Annotated in this window: 18 protein-coding genes, 1 tRNA gene and 1 pseudogene; 9 read left to right on the forward strand and 11 right to left on the reverse strand. The window is 60.9% G+C overall.

Annotated elements, in window-relative coordinates:
* The first annotated feature begins 394 nt into the window (after positions 1-394).
* Entirely contained in the window at positions 395-1,006 is a 612-nt protein-coding gene (locus NO876_RS15610; RefSeq protein ID WP_256422594.1) for a hypothetical protein, read from the forward strand.
* A 1,635-nt stretch (positions 1,007-2,641) separates the two neighbouring features.
* Here the strand turns inward: NO876_RS15610 and NO876_RS15615 are convergent.
* Together NO876_RS15615 and NO876_RS15620 are read right to left on the reverse strand one after the other, a co-directional pair.
* The gene (locus NO876_RS15615) at positions 2,642-2,866 is read right to left on the reverse strand and encodes a HalOD1 output domain-containing protein (RefSeq protein WP_256422595.1); all 225 of its coding nucleotides are present in this window, start codon (positions 2,864-2,866) and stop codon (positions 2,642-2,644) included.
* A 471-nt stretch (positions 2,867-3,337) separates the two neighbouring features.
* Positions 3,338-3,727, reverse strand: a pseudogene (locus tag NO876_RS15620) (DNA-3-methyladenine glycosylase family protein); the annotation flags it as partial.
* Between the two features lie 113 nt (positions 3,728-3,840).
* Here NO876_RS15620 and NO876_RS15625 point away from each other — a divergent pair.
* The 3 genes from NO876_RS15625 to NO876_RS15635 all read left to right on the forward strand — a co-directional run bounded on the left by NO876_RS15625 (position 3,841) and on the right by NO876_RS15635 (position 5,033).
* Positions 3,841-4,458: a GNAT family N-acetyltransferase gene (locus NO876_RS15625; RefSeq protein WP_256422596.1), complete on the forward strand. Its 618-nt coding sequence runs from the start codon at positions 3,841-3,843 to the stop codon at positions 4,456-4,458.
* A 14-nt stretch (positions 4,459-4,472) separates the two neighbouring features.
* Positions 4,473-4,546: transfer RNA gene (locus NO876_RS15630), tRNA-Thr, on the forward strand.
* Positions 4,547-4,805: 259 nt separating this feature from the next.
* On the forward strand, positions 4,806-5,033 hold the full coding sequence (locus tag NO876_RS15635) for a hypothetical protein (protein WP_256422597.1): 228 nt from the start codon (positions 4,806-4,808) through the stop codon (positions 5,031-5,033).
* 24 nt (positions 5,034-5,057) lie between these two features.
* Here the strand turns inward: NO876_RS15635 and NO876_RS15640 are convergent, their stop codons facing one another.
* Complete coding sequence (locus NO876_RS15640) at positions 5,058-8,159, reverse strand: right-handed parallel beta-helix repeat-containing protein (RefSeq protein ID WP_256422598.1); 3,102 nt, start codon at positions 8,157-8,159, stop codon at positions 5,058-5,060.
* Between the two features lie 622 nt (positions 8,160-8,781).
* Between NO876_RS15640 and NO876_RS15645 the strand changes: the two genes are divergently transcribed.
* Positions 8,782-10,014 carry a bactofilin family protein gene (locus NO876_RS15645; protein ID WP_256422599.1) on the forward strand — a complete coding sequence of 411 codons (1,233 nt, stop codon included), beginning with the start codon at positions 8,782-8,784 and terminating at the stop codon, positions 10,012-10,014.
* 1,192 nt (positions 10,015-11,206) lie between these two features.
* On the opposite strand, the gene NO876_RS15650 is transcribed toward NO876_RS15645, so the two are convergent.
* From NO876_RS15650 to NO876_RS15670, 5 genes are all read right to left on the reverse strand, one after another.
* Entirely contained in the window at positions 11,207-11,620 is a 414-nt protein-coding gene (locus NO876_RS15650) for a DUF8133 family membrane protein (RefSeq protein WP_256422600.1), read from the reverse strand.
* Between the two features lie 98 nt (positions 11,621-11,718).
* Positions 11,719-12,903: a DUF7096 domain-containing protein gene (locus NO876_RS15655; RefSeq protein ID WP_256422601.1), complete on the reverse strand. Its 1,185-nt coding sequence runs from the start codon at positions 12,901-12,903 to the stop codon at positions 11,719-11,721.
* Between the two features lie 132 nt (positions 12,904-13,035).
* Positions 13,036-14,403 carry a helix-turn-helix transcriptional regulator gene (locus tag NO876_RS15660; protein WP_256422602.1) on the reverse strand — a complete coding sequence of 456 codons (1,368 nt, stop codon included), beginning with the start codon at positions 14,401-14,403 and terminating at the stop codon, positions 13,036-13,038.
* Positions 14,404-14,563: 160 nt separating this feature from the next.
* Positions 14,564-15,091 carry an archease gene (locus NO876_RS15665; protein ID WP_256422603.1) on the reverse strand — a complete coding sequence of 176 codons (528 nt, stop codon included), beginning with the start codon at positions 15,089-15,091 and terminating at the stop codon, positions 14,564-14,566.
* Positions 15,092-15,129: 38 nt separating this feature from the next.
* Positions 15,130-15,999, reverse strand: a complete 870-nt coding sequence (locus NO876_RS15670; RefSeq protein WP_256422604.1) for a DUF502 domain-containing protein — start codon at positions 15,997-15,999, stop codon at positions 15,130-15,132.
* A 193-nt stretch (positions 16,000-16,192) separates the two neighbouring features.
* Here NO876_RS15670 and NO876_RS15675 point away from each other — a divergent pair, with 193 nt between their 5' ends.
* Positions 16,193-16,879, forward strand: coding sequence for a DUF4336 domain-containing protein (locus tag NO876_RS15675; protein ID WP_256422605.1), 687 nt, complete (start codon positions 16,193-16,195; stop codon positions 16,877-16,879).
* Positions 16,880-16,996: 117 nt separating this feature from the next.
* The gene (locus tag NO876_RS15680; protein ID WP_256422606.1) at positions 16,997-17,413 is read left to right on the forward strand and encodes a JAB/MPN domain protein-containing protein; all 417 of its coding nucleotides are present in this window, start codon (positions 16,997-16,999) and stop codon (positions 17,411-17,413) included.
* Positions 17,414-17,418: 5 nt separating this feature from the next.
* On the opposite strand, the gene NO876_RS15685 is transcribed toward NO876_RS15680, so the two are convergent.
* Positions 17,419-17,631, reverse strand: a complete 213-nt coding sequence (locus NO876_RS15685; protein WP_256422607.1) for a ribbon-helix-helix domain-containing protein — start codon at positions 17,629-17,631, stop codon at positions 17,419-17,421.
* Positions 17,632-17,765: 134 nt separating this feature from the next.
* On the opposite strand from NO876_RS15685, the gene NO876_RS15690 reads away from it, so the two are divergent.
* Positions 17,766-18,089 (forward strand): DUF5789 family protein, encoded by a 324-nt coding sequence (locus NO876_RS15690; protein ID WP_256422608.1) that lies wholly within the window; start codon positions 17,766-17,768, stop codon positions 18,087-18,089.
* Between the two features lie 185 nt (positions 18,090-18,274).
* Here the strand turns inward: NO876_RS15690 and aglJ are convergent, their stop codons facing one another.
* A complete protein-coding gene (gene aglJ, locus NO876_RS15695; RefSeq protein WP_256422609.1) occupies positions 18,275-19,189 on the reverse strand; it encodes an S-layer glycoprotein N-glycosyltransferase AglJ in 915 nt (304 codons plus the stop codon).
* Positions 19,190-19,353: 164 nt separating this feature from the next.
* Here aglJ and glmU point away from each other — a divergent pair, with 164 nt between their 5' ends.
* Positions 19,354-20,565: a bifunctional sugar-1-phosphate nucleotidylyltransferase/acetyltransferase gene (gene glmU / locus NO876_RS15700; RefSeq protein WP_256422610.1), complete on the forward strand. Its 1,212-nt coding sequence runs from the start codon at positions 19,354-19,356 to the stop codon at positions 20,563-20,565.
* A gap of 61 nt (positions 20,566-20,626) precedes the next feature.
* Here the strand turns inward: glmU and NO876_RS15705 are convergent, their stop codons facing one another.
* Positions 20,627-22,048, reverse strand: coding sequence for an oligosaccharide flippase family protein (locus NO876_RS15705; RefSeq protein ID WP_256422611.1), 1,422 nt, complete (start codon positions 22,046-22,048; stop codon positions 20,627-20,629).
* Positions 22,049-22,272 lie beyond the last annotated feature (224 nt).

The following is a 22,272-nucleotide window of genomic DNA, read 5'->3' on the forward strand; positions in this document are numbered from 1 at the left end:
TATATTGACCGATCCTTCCGAGGCTGAATGGATTCGATACGAGGGCGAAAAATATTACTCATAGATACTTGATATGTCCCTCATATGGATACAGATAGTGGGACTAATCTCGCGGTCCTATATGCGACACTGATTATCATTATCGGAACAATTGTTACTGAATGGCCCCCTGAAAGATTAGATATAGTATTCTGGGTTAGTGCCATTGTGACCGCGCTAATTGTTATCCGGATTGCCCTTTTGATTTGGAACCTAGATCCGCTCTTCAATTGAATTAATCAGAAGAATGGTTTTGCCCAGTCGATCACTCCCCTTCAGTCTTCGAGTTTTAGCGTATAGTAAAATTCTACTATAGCCTCGAAGGGGTTAAGTTTGACAATCACTTAGTTATAGTATGCCCAGCAAAAAATTCGATCTGCTTTCAGACAGAGAAAGAGAATTTCTGAAAGATCCCGAATCGTTTGATCCACAAACAGCAGCAGATATTCGCTATCGACTCCGTGGCAAATGGCAGTCAGCCAAACCCGATATGAATTTGCTATTCGACAATCACGAAATATGGGCCAAGAAAGAAACCATAGGAGAGGTAGTAATCGTCTGTGAGGATTGTGGTACGGCGGTCGTGAGAGACGAATATAAGTATAGTCACGCTGATGAGAATACCCATATTGAGACGGACGAATGGATTAATGTAATTAATGCTTGCATGAGTTATTCAGAATGGTCATACCACGACATTGACGAAGATCTATCAGAGAAGCTTAGTTCGGATACAATTGAGTATCTAAAATCCGAATATGATTATATATACCGACACGAAGGATTTTGCCCGGATTGCTCAGACGAACCTGAGGTGATTCGAGCATCGAAGAGAACCGGACGTGTACCTTGTCAATTAGATAGGTGTGATTCAAAAACGCACAAGATCGGTTCCAATCCTTTCGAGGATCATCGTAATTATATCCCGCTTTCAGATTCGGCTATCAAGGAGATACAAAGGGCATAGTAGAATCCTACTATGGGGATAGGATTGGTTTTGAAGTCTAATACTGTTATCAATGCAAGACATCTCTAACCATCTCCTTTTTTGACTCTTCTTTCGTTCGATCCTTCAATACCCCCTCCCTTCTCTGATTGATTCTCGTTTCAACCCCCCGGAGGGGTATCAGATCACTCTCAGATATCTTGTATGCCCATAGAGTAAAAGCTGAGAGATTTTTAATCATCGTAAGGGGTTTGGATCATCTACCCATTCAAATCGATTCTAAGGTTGAAATTTTTAACACTATACCAAGAATTGAGAAGGGTAAGTTTGGGTCAAGTGCAAAAGATATCTTCGTAAGTTTTGGAACCTTGATCTAGATCTAGCTCTTTCTGAAGGTGAAAAGTCCCGGTATAGGAAAGATTCAATGGGTTTTCGTATGGACACAGATAGACATACCGTGAATTCTAAGGTTTTCAGGGAGAAGAGAGCTTGTACTTACAATATCGTGTTTTACCCTGATCAGTAGGGATAGGTCAATTCGAGATTTCTATTTTGTTAATACAGGTGTTGAGAGTAGGGATAACAGGGGATGAAAGGATTTGAATGCCTCCCCGGATATCTTGGTATCATTACCGAGGTTTTGCCCCTATCCCCTCTAGGTATTGATACTTCTATTTAGTTTTAGGTAGGCCTAAAAATAACTAAGGAATCTGACTGAAAATCCAATCCCGGTGTCAAAAATGATGCGAGGTTATGGGACCAATCCCATCGTGTATAGCGATTTCTCTTGGGGGGGTTATTTCCCTACCTCAAAAATTTGATAGTGTCGTAAAGACCGACACTACCTTTCACCTTGAATCTGCTTCAAGGCCATCGAACACAGTTGTACTAAGAGCCAAAGCAACTTAACCCCTTTGAGAGAGAATCCGGATCTATGTTGTAGATACACAGATAACCTTACTTATGCGTATATCTACTAGTACAATATGGATATTAGTCACTTGGGGCTTCTCCTTACTACTATCGACAAATTACAAGATATATATCTGTGAATAGAAGTCAGGGGTATTTAAAGGATAGTTCAATATCTTGACTGTTTTGTATCGGTTTTACGATAAGTAAGTCTAGATCGATCAAAGGAGAGTGTCTGAGTCTCCTGTAGATACACACAGATAGCATAGTATCCTTCTCACGGGATTTTACAGGGATATATGAAGATAACTACTCAAGGATCAAAGAATCGCTCTAGACAGCCATAGCTTTCGTTCTATGGCTTAATTGAAAGTAAGATAAAGAATTGAGTTATCTTTGTAGAATTGTAACTTAATATTGTTTAGATCATTAAGATCGTTTAGAAATAAAGAGTTTGGAGAGTCTAATTACACTAGAGAAATCTTTAGGGTTAGGTTAGAATATGTTGTTTTCGAGCAAAGAAAACCGTAGTATGTTGGTCTAAATCACCACTAAAATTTATACATACAAAATATACAAAGGGAAATTCCCAATATACTATATTATACTACTATCTACTCCCCCTCTATAGTCTCCCCCTCTTCTTTCTTCAGGGATTGTCCCTATACATCAAGGGAGACTGTTTATACCTTCAGGAGTTTTACACCTCAATGCCGTAAGTCAGAGGCACATTTGGTCCCTCTCCTACCCCTGTAGGGTGACATTCCCATTTCGATCTATAATGACTGTATATCCCTCATATCTGAAGCTCACTTCAATAACTGAATCAGAGGATACCACCGTCTCAAGAGCATCCGGATCAATTACTTCGGCAAGCGGCGATAGCTCCATCGGAGAGGTATCTTCAGATTCAGCTACTTGTAAAATGACCTCTTCCGTTAGTGACTCCGGTTCTCCACACTGAGGCATTTGATGGTTTGTTTTCGACTTCTTACTAAACACTTCATAATCCCTTGTCAGGTTTAACGGAGTTTCCCCTTCAAAAAATCTTGGTTAAAATTCACAGAAATAAATTTCTCAAAGGATATTCTCCCAAATCTTTAAGTAATTTAGGTTATTTTCTATGCAAATTCACAATTCTTAAGTAACTAGAGCGACAAGTATTAGTGAGGGCGATATCCTCGCCCTTCTTCCGATCCGATGTATATCGGCTCGGTCCAAACGTCCTCTTCGGAGGATGGAACAGTAAGCTTCGATGCCTCTGTTCGGGGAGGGTCAACCCTCCCGTCTACAAGTCATAACACACCTTCTCCGGTGTGTTGGGTTCGGACATTCGTGGATTGGCACTTTGGATTTCTTATTGGGGGGATGGATACCCTCCTACTTTCGCACTTTAGCTAGCGAAATGTGTTCAAGGATTTTACTATAAACTTCAGTAGATATGAGGTACATCTTCGCCGTCCAGACGCCGACCCCGCGGATCTCAGTCAGCGCGTCGATCACCGCCTCGTCGCTCTCGGTCGCGAGTCCGTCGCGGGTGAGGTCCCGTTCCTCGAACGCCGCGGCGACGTTGCGGACGTACCCGATCTTCTGTCCGGAGAGGCCGACGTCGCGGAGGGTCGACTCCTCGACGTCGCGTACCCCGGCGGGCGTGACTTCGACGCGGTCGAACAGCCGCTCGCGGATCGCCGCCGCCGACTCGACCGAGAGCTGTTGGTTCACGATCGCGACGACGAGGCGGGTGAACTCGTCGTCGGCCGTGCCGATCGGGAGTTCCCCGTGCCTTTCGACGAGCGGTCCCAGTTCCGGATCGTTTCGCAGCGGTTCCATCGCCACGTGGTCGGGGTCCGACCGACAAAGACGCGTCGTTCGGAGTAGTGGGACCGAACGGTAGCGGGTCGGCGAACCCGACGATATATCCGCCGCTCGACCGAACGGAGCGTATGGCTGACCCGGACGACTCGGAGGGATCCGAGAGGGGAGCTCGACCGGGCGAGACGGGGACGCACCCGGTCGAAACTGGCACTCGATCCGAGCACGCGAGCGTCTCGATCGACAGTCCGGACCTCGACGCCGTCGACGCGCTGGTGGACCTGTGGGTCGCGCTCGCATCGGACCAGCGAGCGCACGACTCACACATCCTGCCGGACGAGAACCGGGCCGTCGTCCGCGACACGCTCGCGCGGCACGCGGTCACCGGCGGGATCCGCGTGGCGCGCGGCGACGGCGATATCGTCGGCTTCGTCACGTTCGGTATCCAGAGTGGTGCGTACGAGCAGGACGAGACACGCGGCGTCGTCCGGAACGTCTACGTCGAACCGGCCTACCGGGGTGCTGGTATCGGAACGGCGCTGATGGACGCCGCCGAGTCCGCCCTGCGCGGGACCGGCGCGACCGTTCTGTCGCTGGAGGCGATGGCCGCGAACCGAGAGGCCCAAAAGTTCTATCTCGAGCGGGGCTACGAACCCCACCGGATCCAGTTTGAGAAGCCCGCCGACAGCGGGGAGGTGGCCGCCGTCGATGCTCCCGCCGAAAACGACACACACTCAAAGGAGGACTGAGTAGGTCGACCCGCGCCAGGGGAGCATGGGCGGTTCATGCACTCGACTTGTAATCGAGACTTCGTGGGTTCGAATCCCACCCCTGGCTCGTGACCGGTTTTTCACATATTTCCCGGCGTGACACGATCGAGCCGACGCAGTCACCCGATATCTCCCCAGGGACGCAGAGGGGTGGCGATCTGATGAATCCCGATCACCCGCTCCGAGGCGAGAGGGGATCGAGACGAGCGCACGAAGGGCTGCGGCTTCTTCGTCTCTACGGACGACGCCGTCGGTGTTATCGAACACCCGGAGCACGGTCGCCGGACAGTCTGTAGCGCGCACATCGACGGCCACGACGTCCTCGAGTGGCTCGTCGAGCGCCCCACTGCGACACGCTCCTGCGTAAGGCCGCCGGTGACGGCGAGGAAAGCCGGCGCGCAGACACTCAGCGTCCAGGAGCCGAGGAGCCGCCGAGCGTCGCCGGCGGCGGCGGGCACGCTGTCGCTCGGCGTCGCCGGGATCCCGCCTGTCTCGGCCACGACCCGTTCGGCCGTCCGGGGAAGAGCGCGGCCGTTCGTCCGGTGTGTGAGTGATGTCACATCAAGAGACCGCCATACTCACCTGAGGACGTCCCCGAGCAAACGGCGTGTGGCGATGACGTATGCGAGGCCTGTCAAGACGCCCCAGGCGACTGCAGCCGTGATTCCGATGGTCAATAACGGGCCCGAACCGAACAGTCCGGCAACGATCCAGACTAGGACCCCGAGAGCCGCGAGCGCTTGGATTCGCAGTCCATCGATGGGCGGAGAGCGGTTCGTGACGGTCAGTGCCATACCGTGAAGTCCGGAAACCAGTGCGAGGAGATAGCAGACACCGCCGAGGAGGCCCCAGATCGAACCCAGGCTGCCGAGGAGTGTCGGGCTCGAGTCGTCCGGCGGCGGTGTCGATGCCGGGGTTGTAGCTGTTGTCACTGGGGTCGCCGTGGATGGGGTTGCGGGTTGCGGTTCGATCGTCGTTTTGGTGCTGTTGCTCTCGATTCCGAGGTTATCTTCGACGATGAGCCCCACCTCGACGCGCTGATCCGGCATCTCGAACGTGTATCTCGGGCGGTCGATAACCGGTTGCGCGGTGCCATCGATTTGGTATCGATACCGTACGATCGATCCGTGCGTGCTCGTCGAGTTGCGCCCGGAGAGTTGCACATCTTCGCCTGGCTGTGAGTTTGTCGGGGTGTCGATTGCCGCAGTCGGGCGGGTGTATTCGGGGTCGGGAGGCGTGTCCCGGAACGGAACGAAGTCGACCCATCCCCGCTCTGTGACGGCCGAGTTGCCCTCGCCTTCCGGGAGGATCGAGGAGTGATAGGGCCCGTGTCGACTTCCCCAGTAATTGGATTCGGCGTGGACGGTACGGGTCGACTCGGTCAGGATGGCCGCCGTCGTATTCGACGTGATGAACGGCGCAACATCAACCGTCAGGCCCCGGTGTTGACCGTAGAGGCCGTTCTCTGTGAACCGGTAGCTGCTGTTCTCCGTCCCCGTTTTTGTGATCCCGATTCCGGTCGGGATATCGTCGCTCACCTGGCGGATCGTGAGCGCACTCGCTTCGTCGGTTCGTGTGTAACTCGCGCCGTCAGTCCGGAGGACAGCCACGATTCCGTCTCTGACGGTCACCGCACTGAGTTGGTCGTCGATCGCCGGATTCGAGACGAGTTCTGAGGGTGGAACCTCGGAGTTTGCTTGATTGAGGATCACACCGGCTTCGCCCGCTGCGACGTAGCTTCCCGTCCCCGGCTCGACGTCCGGAAGCCGAACCGGATCGGCAAAGCGATTGGTGTTGAATACGATCGCATTGTCGCGAACCGTCGTGCCCATCACCCCCTGGAGGACCATCCCATACGTATTTGCGGCGACGACGTTGTTCGCAACGGAGAGGTTCGCCCGATGGGTGACGGGGCTGGACACGACGAGTCCCGCACCGGCGTTGTTCGTGAGTTGGTTTTCGGTTAGGTCGCTCCCGTACACGAGGAGGCCCGACTGCACGTCGAGCCCGTGACCACCGCTGTCGGTGATCGTGTTGTTGTCGATGGTGAGGGTGCGTGCGGCAATGTCGGTCCGGATCGACACGCCAGTGTCGGCGTTCCCGACGATCTCGTTACCACTGATCTCCCCGCCCTGAAGCATCCACCCTGAGACAAAGATCCCTTCGCGACCGTTCTCACGAACGGAGTTGTTGGTCATCTCGACCGTCACGTCCAGGCTCCAGCCCCGTATGTCGACACCGTTGACGGCGTTGTTCGCGAGCGTATTTCTCCGGAGTGTGATGTCTCCGTCGGGATACCGGTCTCTGTCCGATTGCCGTACCCGGATTCCGGTCTGCGTGTCCCGAATACGATTCTCGTTGGCTGTTACCGACGTGGCTCCGCTGGTCCTAACTCGGATGCCGTCCTCCGCGTCCGTTATCTCGTTGCTCCAGAAGTAGCTCTCGCTTCTCTCGGCTCGAACCGTGATACCGCTCCCGGCGGTCCCGTCGATTCGGTTTCGAGACGCTTGAATCCGCCTGACGCGGTCGGCGTCGACGAACACTCCTGCGCCATCGATCTCACGGAACGTCGAGTCCAGAACCGCGAGTCCGCGCACCCGTGTCGCGGGCTGGTCGGGCCCCATATCCACGTCGGTCGGCGACGTCACGTCTCCGACGACGAACGGGGCTTCGACACCCGCGGAGAGCTGCGAGACCGACTCTTCTCGGAGTTGGACCTCGACGGGATAGATCCCGCGTGTCGTCGGGTTTACCGCGTTCCCGTATTCGACGATCAGCTGTCCCTCACTTGGAATCTCGACGGATCCCGAGAGGGAGATCTCCAACTGAGCCTCCGTCGCCGACACGGACGCCACCGACCCGGCGAACGACCGCTCGATGCTACCGTCTCGATCCCGGTCGAGGCCGATCCGTTCGATGTCTTCGCTGCCGACCGACGCGACGGATCCATCAGAACGATACTCCACGTGGATCGAATCCAGCGAAACGCCAGCACCGGGCTGTAATGTGAGCGTGTGATCTGCGTTCGCGCCGATCGTGTCCGGCGTGGCTGTCAGCGAGACCCGATCAGTCGTCCCGGCGCCCGGACTTGCCTGTATTGCGTGGTCTCCGATGGTACGAAACGTCGAGCGCCTGACCGTGATCCGCGGTGAGGCGGTCGTCTCCGTGACTTCGAGGCCGGCCGTGGTGAAATCACGCATCGTGGAGTCGACAACCTCGACCGTCCCCTCACTGCTCGCCACAGTGACTCCCGCAGTACCGCCCTCAAGCGTTGTGTGATGGAGTTTGAGGAAACTCCGGTCCGTCCCGTTGTACTGGAGGCTTTCCCACCGACGATCCGCTGCTGCACCGTCGGACCGCGTGATCTCCACCGGGCGGGCGGCTGTCCCGTTCGTTCGGAACGACCCGCTCACGGAGACGGTGATGTTCTCGGCGATTTCGATCCTCGTTCCCGGCTCGACAGTTAGCGTCGCACCGGGTTCGACCTCGATGTCCTGGATGATCCGATACGGTCCATCGGCCGGCGTCCACGTTGTGTCCGTCGCAATTCCGGATTCGACGAACGTGACGTTCGGCTCCGTCGGTGTTGTTGTGGCCGCAACTGCGGGCGCACTGACTGACAGCAGAACTATCGCGCCGACGAACACAACCACGATTGTGTGCAGCCGGCCGTCAGTCACCCGTCTCAATGGTATCACCCAGCGGTCCCGCGATGCGTGATCGGTCTCCCCCGTAGCGTAAAAAGGTGCTGAGAGAGAATCACTATCGATACTGCCCCAGTTGTACGGTGACGTAGCAGCGTGACGAAGCAAGTGGCACGGGCAGCTGATACCGATCACTAGTATCTGTATCGTGTGTGATATTTCAACATCGGATTTAAATAAGCGAAAACTAAAACAGCGATAATGATGGGTACCGTCCAGGCCCTCTTTCTGACTGTTGGCTTGCCCGTTCTTGTGCTTGGACTCCACGAAATGACGCATTTAGTCGCTGCGCGAATTATCTCTCCAGTGTCAGTTGAGTGCACTTCGTACGTCCCATTTCGACTCCGTCTTGATTTTCAAGAGACTCCTTCCTTGGCTGCACTTCGAATCGTTGCGCTTGCCCCAGTATTTGTCGGGGGTATCGCCGCAGTCGTTGCTGTCCGAAGTGGCCTCTGGCAGCAACTCCGGCACGCTGACCCATACTATCTGTACTTCCTCATCGGGATCAATTGGTTATTATATATCTTTCCGAGTCCTGCAGACTTCCGGGTAGCCCTAACCGCTGCGGAAAGACCAGCAGATAGCGGGGCGATTTGAAATGCAGATCTCACCGTCTAATTCATCATTTAGCGACGACGATCGAGGGGTCGCCCCGCTCATTGGATTCATCATACTGTTTGGTTTTCTTATTGTTGCACTCGCAGGCTATCAAGCTCAGGTGGTTCCCCAACAAAATAGTGAAATTGAATTTCAGCATTTCCAAGAACTGCGGAATGATATGCTGGAAGTCCGGAGTGCTATTTCTACAGCGGGGCAAGCAGACGTGTCCCAATACCCAACAGTGAAACTTGGAACAACGTATCCGGCTCGGATATTCACAGTCAATCCTCCTCCGCCTTCTGGGACATTACAGACGAGCCAAGCATATAATATTACCATCGAAAACCAATCCGGTGATGGTCTAGAGACAGTCTCAACTCGATTTCTCGAATATCAAAACGGGTATAATGAAATAGATATCGGGCCGGTATGGTATGAACACTCAGTTGTTTATATTGATGAACGGGACAGCGGCGGAGGAATAGCAATTTATGAAGATCAAAACATCGTCACTGGAAACGATACGGCCCGTGTGACCGCATTACAGAACGACTTCAGAGTCTCCTCTACTGGCAGAGTGACGTTAGATCTATATCCAACTAAGAGTGCTCGCATCAATACTAGTGACCTTGAGGGGAATGTGACGATCAAAATACCCAGCCGGTTAAACGGCTCTACGTATTGGGATGAAGCAATCGATACAACGGATTCGGACACGCTGTGGTACGGTGGAACTGAGCCATATCCTGGCGAGTCAGGCATTTACTGGGTGGAACTGACTGTCAAAGCCGATGCCCTCAATTTCAATACTGTTGGGATAGACTCTGCCCCGGAGAGCCAAACAGCTGCAAAGCAGGGAGTAGGTGCGGGTCTTCCCGGGGATTCCGGTGGAAATAATGAAGATCCGACCCCAGAGCCGACCCCAGACCCGGTCTGTGAGACTGGAAGTCGAAACGTCAATGAAAAAGTGAACGGGGATATTGCTGTCACTGGTAGCGTCAATGTCGACAAAAAGGTGACTGGAGATATTACTGCAGGGGGTAGTGTAACCTTGAACTCAGGAGGTGGGGTAGACGGAAATATTCAGGCAGGTGGCTCGGTGATCGTTAACCAAGGAACAACGGTAACCGGTGATGTCTCTGCTGGTGGGAGTGTGACTGTAAATAATGGTGGGAAAGTAGAGGGAACTATCACCGAGAACATCAACAACTACTCACCGTGCAGTAACTAAAACTGAGTGATTGATGGAACGGGGATCGATACCGTTCCCGTACCGGGGCGACTCACAGACGCCCGGCTCTCAACTGTGACCCCGGCTACGACAGCTGAGTACTACCAAGAAACTCGTGTTTTTGGCGTGATGTCAACTAGCACAAGGCTCTTTTCGCTCAACAACCATTTTCTCCTGCGGGAAACTGTTGTCTCCAGTCACCGGCGCTGACCACGCCGGGGTTCCCGCATTTGTCTCGGCACTCGCCGGCACGGGCGCATCATACCGTAGGAAACAGACACACACAGACGTGGGGAGAGTTCGGAACGGGTCAGTCGCGTTATACTGACGGGTGGGCGGTCTCCGACGGCGTCTGAGCGACGACATCTCTCTTTTCTGAGCAAGCCGGAACTGAGGCAGGCCTTTTTTATCTCCCGTTTGCGTCACCGTTCGTGGGTGATCGTCGACCCGAGCCTCTTCGCCGACGGGCCTGTCGAGACACTGCTGATCGGGCGCACGAAGTCGAGTCGTTGCTCCGGCCGTGGAAGCCAGCGCTCGACGGCGAGATGGTTGAGCCCGATATGGAGGCCTGTTTCGAGCGGGTGCAGTCACGGATTCGCCGGCTCAACCGCCAATCGTTGTCGATCCACCCCGTCCTGTACGCGCTGATCCACGCGGCGGGGGATCCCCAGCGTGGGTTTGCACGACCGCTACGACGCCGTCGCCGAGCGAGTCTACGCGGATACCACGCTGATGCCGATCGTCCGGCGCACGCGTCGCGATCGTCAGTCCGGAGTCATTCGCGGACACAGTCGACCGACTCGCGTGGATCACTGTGGGCCATACACCCGAGCCGGAGCAATGGCTTGGTGATTTCTGGTTCGAGTCCCTGACGCTCCGCCACGATTGTGACCGTGTGCGATGTCTCTCCCGGCAGATCTCGAATTGTCCGCCCTTTCACCGAGACGCGAGCGTACGGCTCACGGATCAGGGTATCGTAAGCGAGGGAGGGAACGCGTCAGCGGGGGTGCCCAGTCGGTGGGCCACCGATCCGACGGTGGGGGGAGGGGGTGGGGTGGGGAGGCAGCCGGAATCGGACTGTGATCGCGTCGGCGGGGACCGAATCGCGGGCGGCCCAACCTGGGCACTCGACACTACGGGGGAGATCAACGTAAAGGCGACCTTGTCTCAAAGAGCTGTTTCACTTATCGGCTCAGCGACGCCGTGATGCGGGTAGCAGGATCAACGCGCCCGGAATCGAGAGGGTGGCCAGCCGGAGCGGGTTCTCCCGGATGTCGAAATTCGGATCGAGCGGCTGGCCCTGGACATCGGTGATCCGCAGCGACGAGTAGTAGATGATCACGTGCGTGAACAGATAGCCGACACCGAACGGAATCGGAAGCGAGAATTGGACACCGAACTGCGTCGCGAGCAGGTCGAAGACGAGCGCGGTCACCGAGGCAACGGCGAGGAAGTCACCCACCTGGAGCGTCACGCCGGTGAAGGCCGTGATGACGGTGTCGACAGTGGAGGTCGTCGTCGGCGTGTAGACGAACGCCGTGAAGACGCTGGTGGCGACGAGCGCCATCCCAGCGAAGAACCCGACGATCGGGTACGCGTACTCCATCAGTCGGCTAATCCAGCCGGATCGGGATAACCCTACCCCTTCAGTATCAGATTTGAATCCGTGAAGTCGACCGCCGCATTCAACATCGGGAATTCATGTTACGCGTCACGCTCCCGTCCGGGGGCGTCCCCGCTCTGTCCTGGCGCGTCTTCGCCTTGTCCGGAGGCGCCGTCAGGGGGCCCCTCGCCCGTGCCACCCCCACCGTCGTGTGCGGTGCTGTCGCCAGACCCGTCGGATCCGTCCGCAGAGGAATCATCGGTCCCGTTCCGGGCCTCGTTCTTCTCACGACGATCGTTGTCCCCGGCGGGATCGCCGGAACGACCCGGAGCACCGTCACCGTCGGCGCCGGAGTTCGAGCCGTCCGGTCGGGCGGCATCGCCGTTCCCGGCTTCCTCGGGCGGTCGGTCCTCAGATCCGTTTCCCGCCACTGGCTCGTCTCCCGCCGCTGGCCCGTCTCCCTCCCCCGGCGCATCCCCGCTCTGTCCCGGTGAATCGCCGTCTCGTCCGGGGGCTTCATCGCTCCGTCCCGGTGCTTCACCGCTCCGTCCCGGTGCGCCGCCCGGACCGCCCATCCCCTGTCCCGGGTTGTCGCCCGCGACCTCCCGGGCGATCTCGGCGGTTTCGGGCCCCGAGAGGTTCCGCGCGTCCGTCCGGAGCCGCTCGATGTTCGACGCGTTGATACCGTTCGACTCCCGCACCGGCTCCGGTACCGACGACGCCGACTCGTTCGCCTGTTGGAGGCGGCGTTCCACCGAGTTGATCTCCGCGGTCAGCTGCGCGGTCTGCGCGCGGTATCGACCCTCGGAGATCTGGCCGGACTCCCGGGCGCGCTCCAGTTCGGCGAGTCGGTCCCGAAGCGTCTCGATCCGCTCTCGGCTGTCGTTGACGTTCTCTGCGATGACCGCCGCCTTCGACTGGTTCGTCGCCGCGGCGGCGACTCGCTGTCCGAACGCACGCGAGTCGACCTCGCTGTCGATCTCCGTCCGCTGGACCGCCACCACGCCGGCGAGCTTCGCTCCCGGCGCGATCTCGGTCGAGTCGTTCGTCGTCGAATCCGCCTCTGCAGAGGTGTTCTCACCTGGCGTCACCGTCGGCGACGACTCGGTTCCGTTCGTCGTCTCAGTGGCGTTCGTCGTCGCCGTGCTGTCGTCCGCTACCTGGGCCGCGACCGAACCCTCGGTAGCCGACAGCGACCCGTCGGTGGCGGTCGTCGCAGCGACGCCGACCGGAACGGCCGCGACGACGACGACGAGCGCGACGAGGAGCGTGGATGCTGGTCGCATTTCACCTGTCGGTACATCCCCGATCCACATATACCTCCGACATCCTTTCGCCGGTTTTCGCCGGTTTAAGCCGGATTGTATCGCACCACGCCGTCGGGACTCGCGCAGATCGCGAGGTGACCGTCCGAACCCCTACTCGTCGTCGGAGTCGTCGGGCCCGAGCCCCTCGCCCGGGAGGACGAGCACGTTTTCGCGACCGAGTCGGAACGCGTCGAGCTTGTCCTCGTCGCGCATCTTCCGGACCACCTGACTCGTCTTCGCGTCGGTCCACTCCAGCGTGCCGGCGACTTCCTGTTGCTTCATCCGACCGCCCTCGTGTTCGACCAGGGCGAGCACGCGCTCCTCGTTGCTGAGGAGTTCGTCCTCCCACGGCCGTTCCTCGGAGACGGCCGTTCCCGGTCCGGCCGCTCCCTCGTCAGCCCTGTCACTACCTGCGGTTCCGTCTCCGTCGCCATCGGCGCTATCGGATGCGGCGCTCTCGTCGGCTCCGGCGTCCGCACCGGCACCGACAGCCGACGTGGAAGCCGCAGCCGACCGGCTGTCGGATTCGGCGGATTCCGTGGTCACACCGCCTGCATCCGAGCCAGCTCCCGACGGGGCCGTCTGGGCGTCTGTGTCCGCCGCGGGCGTCCCGGCGCTCGCCCCTGCCGCGGTTCCGTCGGTGGTATCAGGATCGGAAGCGGTCTCTCGCCCGCCCGCGTCGCGTCGTCGATAGAGGAACCAGCCGCCGGCGCCGAGGACACCCCCGAGGAGCACGAGCGCGGCGATCAAGAGCGCGTCGTTCGCCCCGCCGTCTCCCCCTGCGCCATCTGTGGGGGGAGACGTGGTCGCTCCGTCACCGCCCGAGGGCTGTTCCGCAGCGACGAGCGTGGGCTCGTTCGGCCCGAAGTCCAGCGGGCCGTTCCAGACGACGATGCGGGAGGACAGCCGCGTGTCGTCGGGGTCGGGCTGAACCGCGTCGAGTGCGTATCCCTCCGGCCACGCGAACTGCAGCGACGTCTCCTCGTCGAGGAAGAGCCCCGCGAGCGCGTCGCCGGCGCGGATTTCGCCGTCCTCGACGACGGCGAAGTTCGTCCACTCGAACGTGTACGTGACGACGCCGTAGTCCTGGGGGAGCTGCTGTCGCGTCGCGGTGACCGAGACGTTCCGGACCGACATCTCCCGCCCGGTCGCGTTCTCCGCGGTGGCGGCCGTCGACGCCATTCGGTCGCGGAACTGGGCGGTGTACTGGGACTCGTTCGCCCGGATGTCACCGCGGAGCGACTCGAACGCCTCGGTCGTGTTCTCGTCGTCGAGGCGGACTCGATACTCGACCGTCCACGCCGCGGAGCCGTCCGAGCGGAGTTCGATGCGCATCGAGACGTCGTCCGGGGCGATCTGCGACCCGGCGATCGTCTCCGTGGTCTGCGCCGACGCGCCCGGTGCGGTCGCACCGACGCCCCCGACGACGGCGACGACGACGAGGGCGACACAGACGAGGCGCGCTGCGCGGGCGGTCATCTCGTAGCCATCTCGACGCGGGGGGCACAAACAACTTCCGAGACGGGACGTCCGACTCGCCGAGAGCTGTCACGCATCAACGGGCGACGGCGAGACCGACTCACACAAAGTGCGACGTGCCGGGGAAAACTCGTCGATCGAAGTGCGACGTTCGGGCGACTCACACGTCGAAGACGACGTACGCGACCCAGCCGCCGGTTTCGGTCCGCTCCACTCTCATCTCCGAGTAGGTGACGGCCTTCACCTCTCTCGCGTCGATTTCCGACAGCGGGATACCGCGGTAGGCAGCTTCTAACCGCCACTCGACGTCCGCTCCGTCGGTCTCGACGTCTGCGATCGGTTCGTCGTCTCCACTCGCGCCCTCCGGCGTCTCGATTCGGACCCGGTTTTCGACCGGGAGGACGCCGCGCACGTCCCGTTCGTAGATCAGTTCGTCGAGGTAGTCGAACAGGAGCGCCTCCAGTCCCTCGGACGCGACCGAGATCTCGAACGTCTCGGCGTCGATCTCCGGGAGCGTCGGCTCGGCACCGTCGGATTCGTCCGCCGGCGATCCCGCGGTGCGCTCGGCGACGGCGTCACAAGACGCCGCGGCGAGTCCGTCCGCGACCGAGCCGAACAGCGTCGAGAGCGTCGAAGCGGTCGCCTCGACGGCGATGTCGGCGGTGTGTTCGCGAAGTTCGAAGGGCATACGTATCGAGGGGAGTCCGGAGGGCCTGGGTCTTCCGGTCACTCGCTGTCGGCCTCGTCGGAGCGCTCTCGGCGAACCAGGTCCCTCGGAGTCTCGGCGTGTTCGGGATCGACCCGGTCGTCGTATCGACCCGCCGGTTCCGCGCCGCGCTCGGCGGTTCCGACATCGGCCGGAGACAGCGAGTTCAGCTCCTCCGGAGAGAGCCCGTCGTCGCCGCTCCCGGTCATCGCGACGCCGCTTGTGACGATCGCCTGGACGCCCTCCTCGACGCTCATCTCGACGTCCATCACCCGGCTCTCGGGGAGGTGGACGAGGTGTCCGCCCATCACGGGGTTGGGCGCGAGCGGGAGAAACAGCGTGTACATCTCCTCGTGTCCCGCCGCCGACCGCAGCACCTCCGGTGTCTCCGTCGTCACGAAGCCGATGGTATACGCACCTTCGTGCGGGAACTCGACCAGTTTGACCTCCTGGAAGTTCTCGGCGTCGGACTCGAGCACCACGTCGCTCATCCGGCGAAAGCTCTCGTAGACGGAGCCGATCCCCGGGATCTGCACCATCACGTAGTCGAAGTACTCGACGGCGCGCTCGCCGTACCGCGAGCTGTTCACCACGAGACCGATTCCGAGGGTAGCACCGAAGACGACGACAGGCGCCGCCGCTTCGATGACCGTCGCGGGACTCACGTTCAGCACCTCCGGAATGAGGGAAACGACTGGGAGCGCGACGATGGCCTCCGAGAACAGGTTCAGATATCCATAGACCGCGTTGAACAGGAAGAGAAAGACCGCGATCGTGATCACGAGCGGGACGACGACGGCGAGCCCGGAGACGAACGCCTCGCGGACGACGTCGTACATCGAGCGGTGAACCCGACGCATCGAGGGGGAATCAGAGCGTGCGTCAGACATAGTGCAGGCCCAAGGTATGACTGATCCCCTGAAAGATGTCCCGGCTACACGACCCTCGGGGAATGGATTGCTCCAGTCGGTCCCGTCCCGACCGATTCGTCCCCGCCGGACTCGCTCCCGATCAGGTTCCCCGCTGCCAGGCACATCCACCTCGGCGAGGAGTTTTATCCGGTTCGCGCCCGGAGTGTCGGGTATGCCGATGAAGGGCGGCGACACCGACGGATACCGCGAGATCGACCGGTGGGAGCGAGGCGTCGGCTGGATCGCCCATCCCGGCGAGACGATGCAACGGGCCAGCCACGCGCTCCTCGGCGACGACGGCGGCCTCTGGGTAGTGGATCCGGTCGACGCGCCCGACCTCGACGCGCTGCTCTCGGAGTTCGGCGACGTCGCCGGCGTCGTCGTCGGTCTGGACCGACACAAACGCGACGCGGCGGCGCTCGCGAAGCGTCACGACGTCTCCGTCTACGTTCCGCAGTGGATGACCGGCGTGGCGGCGGAACTCGACGCCCCAGTCGAGCGCTTCGGAAGCGAACTCGCCGACTCGGGCTACGAGGCGTTCCGGATTCGCGACTCCGACCTCCCGCCGTGGCAGGAGGTCGGTCTCTATCACCCCGACGAGGGAACGCTCGTGGTTCCGGAGGCCGTCGGGACCGTCTCGTACTTCTGCGCGCCCGGGGAACGCCTCGGCGTCCATCCGATGCTGCGTCCGGTCCCGCCCCGACGCGCCCTCTCGGGATACGACCCCGAGCGGATCCTCGTCGGCCACGGGGCGGGCGTGTCCACCGAAGCGGGAGCGGCGCTCCGGGACGCGCTCGATAACGCGCGGTCGAATCTGCCGGGCGCGTACGGTCGGGCGTTGCGGGAGTTGCTGTCGTAGTGTCGCGCTCAGGCAGGCGAACGCTCCCCCGGCGACGGTTCGTCGGCCGCCAACGACGCGAGGGACCTACCGCAGACGTCCGACGGCGTTTTGACCCGTGCGGCCGTTAGCCCCGTCGTGGTCTACATCACGCGCGGGCTCCTAGACGCGCTCTTGGAGATGGCCGACGCGGAGGAACCGTCGGGGGTCAGCGTCGTGCTCGCGTCGACGCCGGCCGGCGAGTTTGAGGCGGACCTCGGGCTCGACCCCGAGACACCGGTCCTGACCCATTTCTACTTCCCGGAGGCGAGCGGTTCCGTGACGGCCGTCTTCGGGGTCGACCTCGGGACGCCCGCCGGTCGGGGGCGCGCGCGGTTCGTCTCGCATCCGCAGGGACCGCTGGAAGCGACGCGCGAGGACACCTTCGCCGCCGCGCTCGTGGTCGCGGTGCCGCCGTGGGACGAGGCGTCGTGTGCGGCGTTCGACCGCAACGACCGCGAACTGGACCTCGACGTGCTCGACGTCGAGCCGCCGGAGGAGACCGTCGCCGGGTAGGAGTGCTACCGATCCAGATACCCCAGGTCCGCGAGCTGTTCGGCGATGTCCTCGAACTCCGCCTCGGTCAGCTCGCCCTCGCGCTGGTACTGAATGACGATGCTCCGCAGGAGGAAGCGCACGAGGTCGCTGGTGCTCGAAAAGCTGGTCCCCTCGATGGTCTCGTCGACCCGCTCGGCGAGGTCCTTCGGGATCGAGACGGTCGTGTACTCGGTCATCGTCTGGACGGTGTGAGGCGTCACGCGAACAAAACCCTGTGGAGTCGGCGTCGACACCGCGATGCGGCTCCGCCGCTTCCGCGTTCGAACGGGAGCCGGGGGTTTTTCCATCCCCCGAGCCGTAGCGGTCTCCGATGGCTGTCAGACCACCGCAGCAGGGCGGCGACGACCCCGACTCCCTGGAGTTCGGCATCGCGGCGCTCACTCCCTACCTCTCGGAGGCGGATCTCTCCTTCCCCGCGACGACCGACGAGATCGTCCGCGAGCTCAACGATCCCGCGATTCCCTACGACGCAAACGGGAACTCGGTCGCGCTCTCGGAGGCGCTCGCGGCGGTCGGCCCGAGCCAGTTCGACAGCGAGCGGGAGCTGCTCGACGCGCTGCACCCCGTCTTCGAGGAGTATCGCGCCTCCGGCGGCGGGATCTTCTCGCAACTGCGGGCGCTGTTGCCGTTCTAAGTCCCATCTACCTTTTTCCACGGTGGGTTTCCTCGCTCACTGCGTTCGCTGCGGGAACCCACCGCGCAAAAACCTAGAGGGAAAAAGGCTGCCGACGTCACGGCCTCCGGCCGCTCGTCGGCGGTGATACCAGTCGCTTTCCCGCCACTGCACCGCGCTGGAGTCGAGGTACCGAGGGGACCCGATCAGGTTTCCTCGTCGATCTTCTGCAGCGTGTCGCGGTGGAGCGTCAGGATCAGGTCCGCGAGGACACCGAACATCAGCAGTTGGACGCCGACGATGATCCCGAACGCGGAGACGACCGCGAGCACCTCGTGGGAGACGTTCACCGTGATCCACTCGACCCCGACGTAGACCGCGATGAGGAGGCCGGTGACGGTCGATAGCACGCCCAGGCTGCCGAAGTAAAAGAGCGGGTTGTTGGTCTTCGCGCGGCGGTACAGTTCGAGGAAGATGATCCCGCCGTCGCGGATCGGGCGGAGGTTGGTGTCCGATCCGGAGGGCCGCGGCAGGTACGTGATCGGGACAACAGCCGTCGGAATGTCGCGCTTGGCGCACTCGACGGCCATCTCGGTTTCGATGCCGAACCCGTCCGCCGAGAGTGTCATCTGGAGGAACGACTCGCGCGTGAACGCCCGATAGCCCGAGAGGATGTCGCCGAAACTCTCGCCGTGGACGTACGCGAAGCCGCGGTTGATGAGCCGGTTGCCGATCCGATTGAAGCGCGTCATCGCGCCCTCGCGCATGTCCGCGAAGCGGTCGCCGATGACGTGCTCGGCCTCGCCCTCGAGAAGCGGGTCGAGCATCGCTTCGGCGTCGTCGGCTCGGTAGGTCGCGTCGCCGTCGAGCATCAGCACGTACTCGCGAGGGACGTGTTCGCGCACGCCCTCGCGGACGGCCTGTCCCTTGCCCGACCCGGTCTGATAGACGACGCGCGCGCCGCGGTCGGCGGCGATGTCGTCGGTACCGTCCTCGGAGCCGCCGTCGACGACGAGGACGTCGTCGAACCCGGCCTCGTGGAAGTCGTCGACCACCCGGCCGATCGTCTCGGCCTCGTCGTAGGTGGGCACGAGGACGGTGACGTCGTCGAGCGATGCCATTGCAGGCAGTGCGTCGGGGGCGCATAAAAGTGGTACCGGAACGCGGCGGGACTGGTGATCGAAGCAGTACAAAAGACGGCCAACGCTGACGATCGAATTCGCAATACCGTGAGTCTCTGCCACGACCGAGGATTCTATACGCCGGTGTCCCGTTTCCCCTCGGTATGTACGGAGTCGTGCTCGCGGCCGGACAGGGAACGCGGATGCGACCGCTGACGGATCACCGACCCAAACCGCTGCTTCCCGCCGCCGGCCGCCCGCTCGTCGAACACGTCTTCGACGCCTGCGTCGACGTCGTCGACGAGTTCGTCGTCGTGATCGGCTATCGCGGGGCAGACGTGATCGACCGCCTCGGCGACGCCTATCGGGGGACGCCGATCAGCTACGTCGAGCAGGCCGACCCCGCGGGGACCGCCCACGCCATCGAGCAGGCCCGGGAAGTCGTCGACGACCGCTTCATCGTCCTCAACGGCGACGTCCTCGTCGACCCGGAACTACCGGCGTCGCTCGCAACCGCGGAGGGCCACGCGATCGCGACGACACCCGTGGAGGACCCGCGCTCCTACGGCGTCGTCTCCGTGGATTCTGTGGGCTCGCTCTCGGCGATCGTCGAGAAGCCGTCGGATCCGCCGACGAACCTCGCGAACGTCGGCTGTTACGCCTTCGAACCGGAGGTCTTCGAGTACATCGACGGGACCGAAAAGAGCGAGCGCGGCGAGTACGAGATCACCGACACGCTCGATCTGTTGCTCTCTGCCGGGCGTGACATCTCGGTCGTCGAGTACGAGGGTCGGTGGCTCGACGTCGGCCGCCCCTGGGAGTTGTTGCGGGCGAACGAGTTGCTGCTGGCGGAGGTCGACGGCGACGTGCGAGGGACAGTCGCCGAAGGAGCGCAACTGGGCGGTGATGTCGTCGTCGAGGAGGGTGCGACCGTCCGCGACGGCGTCCACGTCGAGGGGCCGGCAGTGATTATGTCCGGCGCGGAGGTCGGCCCGAACGCGTACGTCCGGGGGGCGACCGTCGTGGGACCGAGCGCACACGTCGGTCACGGTGTCGAAGTGAAAAATTCGATTCTGATGTCGGACGCGGCGGTGCCGCACCTCTCCTACGTCGGCGACTCGATACTTGGACGGGACGTGAACCTGGGTGCCGGAACGAAGGTCGCGAACCTGCGACACGACGACGCGTCGGTGGAGATGACCGTGAAGGGCGAGCGCGTCGATACCGGACGGCGGAAACTGGGCGTCGTGCTCGGAGACGGCGTGAAAACCGGCATCAACGTGAGTCTAAACGCGGGCGTGAAAGTCGCAAGCGGCGCGGGGATACGGCCGGGTGAGACGGTGCTTCGGGACGTCCCTGGTCAGGAAGAACAATAAGACACCCACGACGGCCCAGCAGTGACCCGAGCGACGACGCCGTCGTGGCACACCGGGGGCGTCAGAGAGGGCTGTTATCAAAAACGGTCGAGCGGAAGGTTTCGGAGATTCCGAACAGGACCGCAAAGTACGTCGCGGCGCCGACGGCGACGAGCAGGACCACGGTCGCGAAGTTGTGGTTCAGACCGATCACCGTCCGAACGACGGTTTCGCCCCCGACGACGACGCCGGCCATCGCGGCGGCGGCCGCGAACTGCCGTGCGATCTCCCCGGTCGGGATGGCGAACGCGATCTCCGAGCGCAGCGTGTACAGCGCCAGCATCACGCCGACGCCGGCGGAAAGCGCCGTCGCGACGGCGGCACCGACGAGGCCGACCGTCGCGATGAGAACGACGTTCAGGACCACGTTTATCGCGATGAACGCGGCGTTGATTCGGAACGCCGCCTTCGGGCGATCGATCCCGTTCAGCGCGTTCAACAGCTGTTTCTGGTACCCGTACAGCAGCGTCGCGGCGATCAGGATCCAGAGGACCGATGCGCCGGTGACGAACTCCGGGCCGTAGATCCGGAGGAGTCGTTCGCCGAGCAGAATCCCGCCGAACAACCCCGGTATCAGGATGAGCCCGCCGTAGGTGAGTGAGTCCTCGACAAGACCGGCGACGGACTGTCCTCGGCCCTCCGCGTCGGCGCGGCTCAGTTCCGGGAACAGCGTCGAGCTCACGGCGGAGTCGAACAGCGTGAGGAACTTCGCGATGCTCCAGGCAGCCGAGTAGACGCCGACGAGCGACGACTGCAGGAAGACGCCTAAGAGGAGGACGTCGACGTCGTTGAACGACCGCGACTGGAGGCCGCCCAGCCACGAGAACTTCGCGTACTCGTAGAGTTCGACGAAGTGTTCGCGTCTCGGCCGTACGACGGTCACGGACACGAGGAGGAGTCCGCTAACGCCGACGAGCAGGCCGCCGACGGCGTAGCCGACGAGCATCCCGACCAGTTCGAGGCCGAGGGCGACGAGGGCGATCTGGACGACGCTCCGGGCGGCGATCCCGACGGGCGTGAGCAGCCCCGCGAGGTGGACCTTCCGCTCGCCGTTGAGCGCTGCGGAGGTGACGGAAGTGAAGAGCCCAGAGAGGAGGAGCACGACGACCAAGGAGGCGATCGATTCGCCGACGTAGGCGTTCACCCCGTCGCCGAAGAGCAGAGTGAGCCCCCCGAGTGCGAGACCGAACCCCGCGATGGTGATCGCACCGGCCGTCGCGTAGGCCGACGGCTCCTCGTCCTCGCTCATCCGCTTTGTCGTCGCCTGGGAGACGCCGAGGTCGCCCGCTAGCGAGAGCCACGCGACAACCGCGAGGACGAGCGCGTACTGTCCCAGGACCTCGGCACCGAGCGTCCGCGCGAAGTACAGCGTGGCGACGAAGCCGAGCGCCGATCCGACGAGCTTTGAGGCGAAGACGGCGAAGGAGGTCTGACCAATCCTCATCGTGGGGAGAGTGACTGCCGTCGACGGTTCACAGCGGTTCTATGGCTGTCGGGCAGATAAGCCATCGCAAAGTCGGCTTCATCCCACCCGTAAACGGCTGTCTCTTACCCATAAGTCTCAGGAGTGCAGTTCGTATCCCTCCGCCCAGGTCTGAAGTTTCTTGAGGCCTTTCCACATCGTCTCCCAACCGGGCGGTGGATCGGAATTTCGGTCAAGGTAGCCGC

The organism is Halobellus rarus, assembly GCF_024494595.1.
Lineage (GTDB): Archaea > Halobacteriota > Halobacteria > Halobacteriales > Haloferacaceae > Haloquadratum > Haloquadratum rarum.

What these genes read in the sequence shown, in the direction of transcription:
- NO876_RS15655 (WP_256422601.1), bottom strand. Translation starts at nt 12,903, where the DNA reads ATGCGACCAGCATCCACGCTCCTCGTCGCGCTCGTCGTCGTCGTCGCG.
- NO876_RS15705 (WP_256422611.1), bottom strand. Translation starts at nt 22,048, where the DNA reads ATGAGGATTGGTCAGACCTCCTTCGCCGTCTTCGCCTCAAAGCTCGTC.
- NO876_RS15625 (WP_256422596.1), top strand. Translation starts at nt 3,841, where the DNA reads ATGGCTGACCCGGACGACTCGGAGGGATCCGAGAGGGGAGCTCGACCG.
- NO876_RS15685 (WP_256422607.1), bottom strand. Translation starts at nt 17,631, where the DNA reads ATGACCGAGTACACGACCGTCTCGATCCCGAAGGACCTCGCCGAGCGG.
- aglJ (WP_256422609.1), bottom strand. Translation starts at nt 19,189, where the DNA reads ATGGCATCGCTCGACGACGTCACCGTCCTCGTGCCCACCTACGACGAG.
- NO876_RS15665 (WP_256422603.1), bottom strand. Translation starts at nt 15,091, where the DNA reads ATGCCCTTCGAACTTCGCGAACACACCGCCGACATCGCCGTCGAGGCG.
- glmU (WP_256422610.1), top strand. Translation starts at nt 19,354, where the DNA reads ATGTACGGAGTCGTGCTCGCGGCCGGACAGGGAACGCGGATGCGACCG.
- NO876_RS15650 (WP_256422600.1), bottom strand. Translation starts at nt 11,620, where the DNA reads ATGGAGTACGCGTACCCGATCGTCGGGTTCTTCGCTGGGATGGCGCTC.
- NO876_RS15615 (WP_256422595.1), bottom strand. Translation starts at nt 2,866, where the DNA reads ATGCCTCAGTGTGGAGAACCGGAGTCACTAACGGAAGAGGTCATTTTA.
- NO876_RS15660 (WP_256422602.1), bottom strand. Translation starts at nt 14,403, where the DNA reads ATGACCGCCCGCGCAGCGCGCCTCGTCTGTGTCGCCCTCGTCGTCGTC.
- NO876_RS15645 (WP_256422599.1), top strand. Translation starts at nt 8,782, where the DNA reads ATGCAGATCTCACCGTCTAATTCATCATTTAGCGACGACGATCGAGGG.
- NO876_RS15690 (WP_256422608.1), top strand. Translation starts at nt 17,766, where the DNA reads ATGGCTGTCAGACCACCGCAGCAGGGCGGCGACGACCCCGACTCCCTG.
- NO876_RS15675 (WP_256422605.1), top strand. Translation starts at nt 16,193, where the DNA reads ATGCCGATGAAGGGCGGCGACACCGACGGATACCGCGAGATCGACCGG.
- NO876_RS15670 (WP_256422604.1), bottom strand. Translation starts at nt 15,999, where the DNA reads ATGTCTGACGCACGCTCTGATTCCCCCTCGATGCGTCGGGTTCACCGC.
- NO876_RS15610 (WP_256422594.1), top strand. Translation starts at nt 395, where the DNA reads ATGCCCAGCAAAAAATTCGATCTGCTTTCAGACAGAGAAAGAGAATTT.